The following is a 10785-nucleotide window of genomic DNA, read 5'->3' on the forward strand; positions in this document are numbered from 1 at the left end:
GCTCCCGTTGTCGTTGCGATTGTCTTGATGAGTATCATTAGGACTATCATTCTTCACGGCGACACCCGACGCATCCATGGCCTGCCCGGGATGCTAGCGAACGCTCAGAGAATTGGTAGATGGGATCGCCGTGCCGCTAACAACGTAACCGCCTTTTTTAGTTTCTGAGGTCGTCTCCGTCGAGACGTACCAGGCTGCCATAACTTGCAAGCCTGATCCCCAGAATATTTGGGCCATGTCAGCCCATACCGAAGCGTCTTTGTGTGTAAACATGACAATCTGGAGGCCGTTAGCAGGCATATGATCGGTCATGTTGCCGTATGCAGTAACCATTGCATTTCTGAAGTCCTCACCGTCTCCTTTAATCGCGAGAGGTCGGCGGGAATCCCACACCCAATCGGCAAATGGAGAGGGTGGGTTTTTTCGAAGCCATGCGATGAAAAATTCCGTGATTTCATGATAATTCACCGCGTCGGCGTATGGTGGATCAGTTATGAAAATGTCAGCGTCATCTGTAAGCTTATTTGCTGGTTTTGTTTCGATGGTTCCGATACCTTGAATGTCTTTATATTTAAAATAACCGACCTCAGGCCGAACCATAGCGAAGCCACGACATCCAAAATTATAAAACGTATTTAGGGCTTGATTGTAAAACACGTGCTTCACCGTGTCTGCGGACGGGGCTCTCCCATCTCGCCCCGGAGTTCCTGGAAGCCATTGCGATAAACGAGATGAGTTATGAGCTACAAAGGTGCGGTCAAATGACAAACAGCCACGAATATTTTCGTCCGAAATTTTAGCAATTTCTTCCGCTAGGAATCCCGCGATAAGAAGCTGACGCGGCGCATACAGATGGTGCCAGTGGCTCCACCCTCGCTCCCAGATCGGCTGTGTGGTGTTGGCTCCTGGCTCGATTTTCATATCGGGAACGAACCCATCAGCCTGCCAAGAATGAAGCCTCTCTTCGACGAATCTATTGACCTCCGCTTCGCGTACAAAATCAGCCGGTTTGGGCGCGGCAAAAAACGTGTCTTGGCGGCCTTTTCCAAGAGTTTTTTTTGTAATCCATTGGATGCAGTACAGGCGCTCACCAAAGACGTCATTTTCCCGAGGGATGATGTCGGATTTTTCCCAGCGCCTCAGAATGTTTCGTGTTTCCCCATTGGCTAAACGATAGTCACCTCTGATTGATGAGATCGATGTGCGATAAGTCTCTTCGCCAAGCGCGTAAATTAATGCACCTCCTTGGACAGTGCCTTTTTTGGCGGCTTCCAGTTCAACCGCCGAAACATTCGATATGACTTCGATCTCGAACCGTTTTTGCGATGCATTTGGAACCAGTCGTGCGATCGTTTTACGTATCCTGCTAATTATTAGAGACGGCAGCAGAGGGACGAGCCATTCGGTGGTGGGACACCGCGCTTCGACGCAATAAAGATAAGCCTTTGCACGATTGCCCTGTTCATCGTGCTCGATTTCCAGATCAACGATACGTCGATCAACCGCATCGCCAACACGCTTTTGCGCAGCCTCCAACTGCGCCTTCACGAGATCCCCGCCACCGATCAAATGAAGCGCACCCCACGTCAGCATGCACGCGATTGGATTCAGGTCAGACGCATATACGTCACAGCCAACCCTTGCCGCCTCGAATGGGATAGAACCGGCCCCGCAAAAAGTGTCGCCTACCTTCGGTCTGTGCCCAAATCGCATTATGCCCAGTTGTTCGACCAGTTCCGTCATCGACAGGGCCGATGTCCCAAGATGGTCGTTCACGTCCGCCCAAATTCCATCATAGGCGGATTCGGGAAGCTCTTCCGGACGAAGGCACCGAGACACCTTATCCAGATAACTCCAGCAGGAATAGGCGGCCAGACGAAGTCGCTCTTGATCTTCTTGGGGGCAACTCCAATCGAGGCGCCCGCCTGACAGCGCTGCGGAAAAGTCCTCCTGAGTGGGTTCTTCAACGCGACGAACGGAGAAAAACGTTGCCAAGTCCTCTTCGCGCAGGGCTCCAGCGGCGATCGCGAGGCGGGCAATGTCAGATGGCTTGGCCTTGGTCTCGCGCGCCAGAAACGCACGATCGTCGATCGCCATAAGTTGTTCGAAAATTTCGAGATCACGTTCCGGGTATTCCGTCGCGGGCAGCAGGGCGCCAAGTACGCAAGCACGGACATACACCAAGCGCTTCCGCCCCTTCCAATAAGACCCCAGCGGCGTCAGCGTCTGTGCGCCATGCGCGTCGAATTCGCGCTTCGTCTCCACGGAAATTTTCTGCGCCGGCCAGACACGCTCGATTAACGATGGCGCGTCCTTCAGCGAGAACGGCCTCACCGATGTTTTAGGAGCCGCGGCGTCCATGCCTTTTCCATTCATTTGTCAAACAAGTCCGGGAGCGGCGGACGCTCCTCCTTAGCCTTCGGTTTTTTCCCCCGCATCCCGGCGACTTCCTCGCCGGTCGGGTTTTCCGTCAGGGCGATCCTTATGGCCTTTCGCCAGCCGATCTCGGTGTCTTCGGCACCGCCCGTCATCGACGCAGCCATCGAAAACAGCCACCAGCGTTCATCCGGACGCAGTCCGACCCAGTTGCGCAGCGCGTTTGGGATCGATTCCTTCGGCGCCGCCTCGACTCCCCATGCGAGAATGCAAAGTTCCCGCCCCAACAGGCGCTCGACCTTGTTCGTTCCGCTCGCCCATCGGCTGGAGTGCAGCTTCTTTTCCTTGAGCCGTTCATTCAGAACGCGTTTGGCTTCCTCGGCGATACCGCTCCACGCGGCGCGCGGCAATAGGCAGCGAATGACGGAGTCAGGCAGGCCGTTCGACCCGCCCCGCAATCCGAAATGCTCGGTGATGACGACGGGCTCCGTTCGCGCAGCCGGAATCTCCACCGTAAAATGGTGGGGATCCAACTCGTTCGGCGCGCCAAAGCCTATCGTCTTTTTTTCGCTCACTGCTGGACCTCTTCCGGGGCGACCGTGATCTGGTTGGATGTTTCTTCGAGGAACTCCGTGAGTTCGGCGCCGCTGCCGAACCTGAACTCTCCGAAGGTGAATTCGACGTCGGCGGCTTCTTCGCCAATTGCCGTTCGCGCCGCGGCGATGAACTCTTCAACCGCCTCGGGCGTTAGGGAAGTGCCGGGTCCAAAGCGCGTCGTGGCGTTTTTGTCGCCCTTGCCGACGGTAACGACCACACCATTGCCGAAGACAGCCTTGGTTTTTTTGCCGGCCCGGATCGTAACGAAGGTGTCGGCCGTAGTGGCAAGTTTCGTTTTCTTGGCGACCGTTGCGGCCTTGGCGGGATCGATCGTAGCCTTGCCGCCGGTCACCGGATGAATTGTGAAATTCTTTGAAGCCGAGACGCCAGCGTCCTCGGCGTAAACGTAAATTGTGGTCTCGGCCGCGCCAGGAATTTCGATCGGCCCGGCATAGATCGCGCCTTCTTTGACGTTGGTGCCGTCGATATTCCAGCGGATTTCGCCGCGCGGCTTCACGGACAGCGCGACGCTGCGCTTGCCCATGATTTCCTTAGGATCATGGGTGATGGTCAGCGTGTTGGTCCACTTCTCGGCGGAGCCCGTTTCATGTTTGCCCTCTGGATCGATTGCGAGAAACCACAGGACGGTGTCCCCACTTTCGAACGTGAGGTCGGGAACGACCGGCGACGCCGCCGATACGTCTTCGGCTTGCGAATAGTGAATGCGGACCTTGTCGCCGCCATTGATCGGCGTCAGGTCAATCGTAGCTAAGCCGGTATCGTCGTCGCGGGAGCGGGTGACGGCTCTGACCGATGTTTTGGCTGGCGGGAACGGCCCCTTTTCGACGTAGCCGTCGCCATTGTCGCGCCAGTCTCCCGTCTTGACCGCGCGCCTGCGAATGTCGTCGAGCCCTTTCAGCGGTAGCCAGGGCCAGCGCACGTTGCAGATCGCCTGCTCCTCGATGTCTTTCCAACGGGCACGGCGGTCGCCGCTGGCGATCCACAGCATCTGTTCAGCTCGCGTGCGCAGAGCGTCGGCATTGGCGTCGTTGATTTCTCGATAGAGCTTCGACGCACTTGTCGAGGCTAAAGCCTCTTCGACCGCGGTTTCTCCGTCAATAGAGTTCGATTTGCCATCCTTGGCCTTGGTTGGCGTCATCTTGATGGCGACGGAAAGCAGGCCTTCGCCATCCTTCGGGTGCTTTCCGGGATAATAAAGCCGGTTGAACAGGCTGGTCAGCGTTGAATTGAACTCGAATTCGGCCTGTTCGGCCTCCTCGTTCAACTCGGTGACATTGGGCGACTTGTCGCCACCATCCTCTTCTTTGACCTTGGCGACCGCCCATATCCGGCGGATCCGGTCCTCGAGTTTTGCCAGGTCGCTGCCATCTCCGGTGAGGATGCAAAAATTGTTCTTCTGGACGACAGCATCGAAAAGACGCTTGGCGTCCTCGGGAGGAACTTTTTTGTCGGGGCTCAGGACCAGAAGCAAGCGCCCGCCGCTCGTCTTGATGTCCTCGATCTTCGGTAGCGCTAAAATCTCCGAATAGGCAACCTTGCGGCGTGGCTCGAACACAGCGAGCAAGCGGCGCTGCATTTCGGCGTCGATCTTGGGCTGCGGCGCCCCGTCAGCGTATTTTTCAATCTTTTTCCGCAGGTTCTCGTTACGCGCGAAAACCCACGCATCGTTTTCGCCGCGGTGGAGATACCAGCATTCGGCGCGAAGCTTCTCGAAGGCGTCGTCGAACTCGATGGGGGATCGGTGCGGAGCGACGAGGTTTTCGATGATTTGGAGTTTGGTGAGGCCCTTGACCGCGCCGCTGGCCTCGGGGAGCGATGCCATGAGGATAAGACGCGCGACTTGGCTGGCGGCGTCGCCTCCCATCTGGTCGTCGATGATCTGGGCGTGACCGCGATTGCTTTCGGTGCCGGCGATGTCGTGTGCGATGGCGCTCGACAAGTCGTAGATGTTCGTCAGCCCGTCGCGGATGTCGGCTTGTGCCAGATCGATGTGTTGGCATCCGACAAGGTAGACGTCGTTGAGCGGCCGGGCCTGAACCGAGCGGACCATCATGGCCGCGAGTGTCATCAGACCGCGCGTCTGCCGGAATTTTTCATTGTCCTTGAATAGGGCCAAGATGTGCTTGAAGGACGGATGAAAAGGATACGCTGCGACGATTTCGCCGGCGATTTGCTCGGCCGATTTCGCGACGGTCTTTGATTTTACCGCGTCGGAAATGGCTTCGGAAAAGGCGGTCGCGGCTGAATCGACGACCGATTCGTCCGGTTCGGCAACCAAGAGGCGCTTTCGCAGAATGTGGTAGATTTCGTCGGAGCCGAGTTCGACCGGCGTGATGCTCTTGGCCTGACGTCCGGCTTCTTGCTGAAGGTTGCCGACAGCCTTGTGGATAAGCGAGGCGATCGTTTTCGACGCGTCGTGGTAGCTTCCAGACAGGTTGGATATGACCACGCATAGCCGCTTGAGCTTCAAGGCCGCCGACAGAAGGTTGGAGACGGCGTAAACGGTGACGTCCGCGAGGTTTCCACCGCCCACTGGCTGCGTGACGCCGTAGCCGAAATAGGGCGGCAACTCGTCCAGCAGGATCAGTGTCGGCTTGTCGCCGATCAACTCTACCCAGTCTTTCTCGTTCGGCGCCTTAGGGCTGCCCTTGTAGAATTCGAGGAACTTGTCGGCTTTTCCGAGTTGTTCGGCGATATCGCCCCACAGGTGCTTGTCGCGGGAGATGGATCGCCCGGAAAGCGCCACAACTCGCGCCTTGGCTGGGTTGAAGTCCTTTACGATCTCTTTCGAGATGAGTTTGGTCAGGTCTGGATTCGCGGCGAGGTAGCCGAGGGCCAGCATGGAGTGCGTCTTGCCGCCGCCCATCGACTGCTTGAGTTCGAAGACGGCTTGACCGGAGGCTCCGGCGAGGCGTTGGAGCCCCTGCCGCAGGAGCGTCGACATGCCGCCGGTCACGTAGGTCTTCTTGAAGAACGCCTCTGCCGCGACGGCGTCATGGCCAACGAGGTCGTCAAGACTCTCGATTTGGTCGCTGAGGGCGTAGTTGATTGCCTGGGGGTCGAACTGGCAGGCGTCGCGGACGGTTTGCAGCATCTTCATTTCCCGTGGAAAAATTAATTCTGGCCAATGAGAACGTTATGTCGAACGCCTTTTTTTGTCGCGGCGAACAAGCCAATCTCTTGTTGCCGCTTCGACGATTTCATAAGCATTCCTCTCATCATCCAACGCCGCCTTTTTAAGTTCCTTGATCAACTCGGTATCGAGATAAACGAGAAGAGAGCGTCGCCCGTCTGGACGAACGCGGGTTCCGCCTTTTTTCGATTCCGGCTCCTTTGATCGCGTCATAGAGTTCTAAACCTCTTGATAGCTGGCGCGCTGGATAATCCAGTGTGGCATGGTCGGTCATCGCCGGCAAGAAATTTAGCGTGGAAAAAATTATTTGGATTCACGGACGCGGTTGGCGATCATTTCTTGGATACGAGATTTTGAAATCCCGTGACCAGTCTATTTTTCAAGGTGATTAGTTTTCGGTATAATTTTTGCGGCTTATCCCGTTGGGTAAGGCTAATCTATATGTAGTAAGACGCTTGTGTTTTGAATGATTGCTGGTTTGAAGATAATTTTGATTTGCTGTGGTGCCGACGGCAGCATGGCGCGGGTGTCGCGTTATGATTTCTCAAGGGCTAGGAATTGAGATGTGTGTATTTAGTTTGCCCTTCTTTGGAGTTCTGGTCTGCTTACCGCAATTTAGTCGTCAATTTGGAGAGTTTCCTCGTAATTTTGACCACCGTAGAATACGCCGATGATAGTCACTCTGTCGAGTTCGACTGTGAAGGCGACCGTGACGCAGCGACGAAATCCGATGGTTCGCAATCCTGACCGCAAATCATCACGTTTTGTGCCGCGATGCGGAAAAGTGGTGAATCCCTCGCAATAATCGATGATCGCTGTGGTGAAGTGCTCAGCGATCGTCGGGGAGGCTTTGGTGGCGATATGTCGATAGATGCCAACAAGATGGGCGTTCGCTTCTGGCGTAAAGATGACGTGATAGGGCATTGTCAGCGATCTTTCGTCGCTTGTTTGTGTTCAGCTGCCAGGGAGGCGCGCACGTCAGCAATCGATTTACCTCGCGACGGATCAGTCTTTATGGCGTCAATTGCCGGCAGGACTTCTTGGCGTAACCAGTTTTCGATCGCCTTGTCTCGCGCGCGCAACGCGCGGAGGCCATCGCGGATAACTTCGCTTTCGCTGGCGTATTCGCCGGAAGAGACCTTTGCCTTGACCATTTTTGCCATTTCGTCTGGCAATGTCACGCTGAATTGCTGGGTGCTTCGCATGGCTAGGTTTCCGCTTTTGGTAGGTTTGTAGGATTGAACACCATTATATCGATTGGTGGTTAGATTGACAAATCCAGCGATTCGCTGGCGTTTGAGGCATGCAGATTGATGGGTACGGGTGAGCATTCCGCTTGAAGTTACATACTCCTTCTGTTTTAGCCGAGTTTTCTGGGCTTCGGACTTCGATGTGGATAGGCGACGCAGTTACAAGCGGCTGGCTTTGATGCGATGGAGTCTTAGTGCTTAAGTCGTGCTTACGATGTTTTAGGCAGAAAAGCAGGGAGGTTGTCGCGCGTTACGCGATATTGTGTGGGTTGCCAGGTGAGGCGGAGCGTGCTTTTCACGCTTGGCGCATGGGCACGCAGTCGGTCGGCCCGTAGTTCTACGACGGCAATGGTTTTCTTACCTTCCTGTGTCGAGGAGAAGGTTGTGTCTTGCGTAAGCACCGCAGCCAGCGCATCGAGATCTTCGGTGGTGACGGCGACTTCGGCGGTAGGCTGGTTGACTAACTGGTTGAACGGATGAAGGTTGCGGGCGATTGCGAGTACGGTTCGCGCCGCGCATTCGGTGTCGCTTGCGAGTACAAGGCCGAGGTATTCACTGTCCCGGTCTTTTGGTGTGCGGATCAGCACGTCGATTGAGAAGTCGAATCCGCGCCCTTCGCAGACTACCCCTTGGCAATATGGGCTTAGCTCGTTATACGCGTAGGGAAGAGCGATTTCTGGCAGGAGGTGCGCTGAGGCTGGCGTTTTCATGTCTTTTCCGGGTTTTAAGAAGGTTTAAGATCATTAAAGTAATGATTTTGACTTATTTTATTGAGCGTCAGTCATGCGTCAATTTCATATTTATTTAGGGTTCAGCGCCAAGCTAAATCGTCAATCGATGGCTTCTGAGCATCGACAAATTTACCTGTTAAAAGTTGGCTTCTGTGAGATTTTTGAAGAAGCAACGGCGCTTGCCGAGTGGCGAGATCGATATCGTAATGGTTATCCGAAGGTGGATAGGACGCAGAAGGATTCGATGGGTCGTCCTCGCATTGTGCGTGGTAGTGACGGGTCGCCACTCCGCGTGTCTCTGCCATTGGCGCTTGTCGATGATTGGGATCGTATCGCGTTCAGACTTGTTAATGACTATGATCGTGCCGTGAAACGGATAGAAGAACCTATCAAGCGTTGGGGGAGTCGGCATTTGGACCCATTTTGCCTTCATCGTTCTATTTATGACGATGTGGACGAACGACACCGGAAGCATTTTTCGAATGATATTTCAGTTAATCATAATGGGCTTGGTGAGATTTTCTGCATTAGGCCGGATCAAATTACTGCTTTACGCAGGCAACTTAAGCGTTATCCGCTGAAAGATCCGTTGGCAAACGAGCTTTTGGGTGAGGCTTTTGGTTATGTCGAGAAAATTGGTGACTTCGCATTCGACATTGAGGTGGCGCGATGTGGATGAGGCAATAAAGTAAATAGGTTACAGGTTGCATTTTGATGTGGCTAGCTTAGTTTAGTCAAACTACTTGATTGACGAAGTCGCGGTATCCGGCATGAGGTAGGCTAGCGGCAATATTGAGGAGCATGTCGAACGACGATTTCATGTGGCGTCGGCGGTTCCAGCGGAAGACGAATTCGTCGAGATAACGGCGCAGATGGAGCTTGCGGACCCCGTGATAGGTTCCGAGCGCCCAGCGTTTGAAATTGGCGAAGACGCGGTGGACCCACGGCAAGACGATATGTGCGGCCATTTTGCCGACGACTTTAGGCTGATGGTTGTAGGCTTTGAGGCTTTTGTAAGCCGAGAATCCGTCGCTGAGGATCGTCGTGCCGGGCGCGACCGCGCCGGCGACGAAGGCGCCGATGCTGGTCGCGGAGAAATTCTCCAACGGCGCAAGGAGGATTCGCCGGGGATGGCCTTCCGGCGAGAGCTCGATCGCGCCGATAAAATGCAACTTTCCGACGGCGCTGCGGCCTTGGCCGCCGGCGATCGGGTCGGTTTTGGTGCGATAGGGGATGTCGCTTTCGTCGACTTCGACGATGTCTTCCAGGAAGCTTCGGTCCGGATCGACCATGGCGCGGCGAAGCTTTTGCAGCATCAGCCAGGCAGTCTTGTAGGAGCCGAGGTCAAGTTGCGCTTGCAACTGCAGCGCTGAGATGCCGTTGGAATGGCTGGCGATCGCGTAGATCGCCTGAAACCAGGTCAGCAGCGAGAGATGGCTGCGATGGAAGATGGTGCCGGCGATGACGGAGGTTTGGCGACCGCAGGCGGCGTATTCAAAGGTGAACGGTTTAGAGTCAAGCGCCCAGGCTTTCGCGCCGTGGCATTTTGGGCAGACGAACCCGTTCGGCCAGCGCTTTTCATAGAGGTGGCGGGCGCAGGCCGCGTTGTCTGGAAACCGCGCGGCGAAGGCGGTTCGAGACATGGGGCGATCGTGTTTCCAGCGGCTCGACATGAGAACAAAGATAGAACGTTGGTCGCGGTTGTCAAGCGTTTCACGCTACCTGTAGGCGGACCTTAGCCAAGGGGATAAGCCGCTAATTTTTATTAAACGCGACTTTCTAGCATTTATCTCAATTCTGTATTAAAATAGATTACCTTAATTTTTTGGCTTATGTAGATATTGCAGGCCCTCATTGAGGAGATCGTTCAGCACGTCTGTGCGTGGGCGGTTCGCCTGTACGGCGACATCGACCAAGCGGCGCGCGACCTTGCGGGCTAAACTGCGCGCCATGATACGCCGCTCTGTCGAGACCTTTTGGATCCCGGCGCGTCCATGGACGAATGTGCAGCGCAGTTCGAAGAGGTCGTTGTAATCTTTTACGCTTGTGCAATCCGTTAGGAGTGCAGCGACTCGCGCCGCGACCCGTTGTGTCGACTTCACGCTTTTGTGGGCATGGGGCTTTGGGCGGAGTTCCCATCTATGGTCCATCTCAAGGCCGACGGCGGCCTCGATCGCGGTCATGTGCGCCATGACCTCATCCATGCCGTCTGCGAGAAACGCGCGAACAAGGAAGTGTGCGATCGGCGTCTCGAAGAGATCGGTCGCCCTTGCAGTTACCAACTTCTTCCAGGCACTGTCGGTAAGCAGCGTCAACTGCAAGGCGGCGGCGTCATCCAGGGGCAGGGCGATTGGCCGCTCAAGTTCGACTTCTTCGCCCCATTCGTCCTGGTAATAATCAGGCTCAAGGCTGAGGCGATCTGCGCTTGGCGGCGGTGACGGCTCATTGAATAGATCGTCGTCTATCGTGTGAATCCATGGCGTCCGAAAGCCTCTCCAGTCGATATCCGGCATCGTTGACCACTCCTCCCACGGCTCTAGCCCGTCCAATTCACGACGGTTCGCTTTTTCGCCCTTTTCCGATGCCGTCGGTCTTGGGGCGCACGTCATCGACCAGCTTTTTCACCGCCTGATGAACTTTACTTTGATGAACGCGCTGGAGAGATCGGGGGGATGGA

The 10785-nt window shown here is 55.4% G+C and carries 10 protein-coding genes; 1 reads left to right on the forward strand and 9 read right to left on the reverse strand.

The features are described 5' to 3' along the window. Positions 1–93 precede the first annotated feature (93 nt). From QZY01_RS17605 to QZY01_RS17635, 7 genes are all read right to left on the reverse strand, one after another. Positions 94–2361, reverse strand: coding sequence for a DUF1156 domain-containing protein (locus tag QZY01_RS17605; RefSeq protein WP_294539784.1), 2268 nt, complete (start codon positions 2359–2361; stop codon positions 94–96). Positions 2362–2372: 11 nt separating this feature from the next. Beyond that, positions 2373–2951, reverse strand: a complete 579-nt coding sequence (locus QZY01_RS17610; RefSeq protein ID WP_294539787.1) for an anti-phage-associated DUF3780 domain-containing protein — start codon at positions 2949–2951, stop codon at positions 2373–2375. Then, positions 2948–6088, reverse strand: coding sequence for an anti-phage-associated DUF499 domain-containing protein (locus QZY01_RS17615; RefSeq protein WP_294539790.1), 3141 nt, complete (start codon positions 6086–6088; stop codon positions 2948–2950). The genes QZY01_RS17610 and QZY01_RS17615 overlap by 4 nt, the downstream gene beginning before the upstream one ends. 42 nt (positions 6089–6130) lie before the next feature. Next, the gene (locus tag QZY01_RS17620; RefSeq protein WP_294539793.1) at positions 6131–6340 is read right to left on the reverse strand and encodes a hypothetical protein; all 210 of its coding nucleotides are present in this window, start codon (positions 6338–6340) and stop codon (positions 6131–6133) included. Positions 6341–6742: 402 nt separating this feature from the next. After that, positions 6743–7051 carry a type II toxin-antitoxin system RelE/ParE family toxin gene (locus QZY01_RS17625; RefSeq protein ID WP_294539796.1) on the reverse strand — a complete coding sequence of 103 codons (309 nt, stop codon included), beginning with the start codon at positions 7049–7051 and terminating at the stop codon, positions 6743–6745. A 2-nt stretch (positions 7052–7053) separates the two neighbouring features. Beyond that, the gene (locus tag QZY01_RS17630) at positions 7054–7332 is read right to left on the reverse strand and encodes a type II toxin-antitoxin system ParD family antitoxin (RefSeq protein WP_294539799.1); all 279 of its coding nucleotides are present in this window, start codon (positions 7330–7332) and stop codon (positions 7054–7056) included. Positions 7333–7586: 254 nt separating this feature from the next. After that, positions 7587–8087 (reverse strand): hypothetical protein, encoded by a 501-nt coding sequence (locus tag QZY01_RS17635; protein WP_294539802.1) that lies wholly within the window; start codon positions 8085–8087, stop codon positions 7587–7589. Positions 8088–8160: 73 nt separating this feature from the next. Here QZY01_RS17635 and QZY01_RS17640 point away from each other — a divergent pair, with 73 nt between their 5' ends. Continuing rightward, positions 8161–8787, forward strand: a complete 627-nt coding sequence (locus tag QZY01_RS17640; protein WP_294539805.1) for a hypothetical protein — start codon at positions 8161–8163, stop codon at positions 8785–8787. A 55-nt stretch (positions 8788–8842) separates the two neighbouring features. Here QZY01_RS17640 and QZY01_RS17645 read toward each other — a convergent pair whose 3' ends face one another. Together QZY01_RS17645 and QZY01_RS17650 are read right to left on the reverse strand one after the other, a co-directional pair. After that, positions 8843–9781, reverse strand: a complete 939-nt coding sequence (locus QZY01_RS17645; protein ID WP_294539808.1) for an IS1595 family transposase — start codon at positions 9779–9781, stop codon at positions 8843–8845. Positions 9782–9925: 144 nt separating this feature from the next. Further along, positions 9926–10621, reverse strand: a complete 696-nt coding sequence (locus QZY01_RS17650) for a hypothetical protein (protein ID WP_294539811.1) — start codon at positions 10619–10621, stop codon at positions 9926–9928. Positions 10622–10785: the final 164 nt, after the last annotated feature.

The organism is uncultured Rhodoblastus sp., from assembly GCF_903903185.1.
Classification (GTDB): domain Bacteria; phylum Pseudomonadota; class Alphaproteobacteria; order Rhizobiales; family Beijerinckiaceae; genus Rhodoblastus.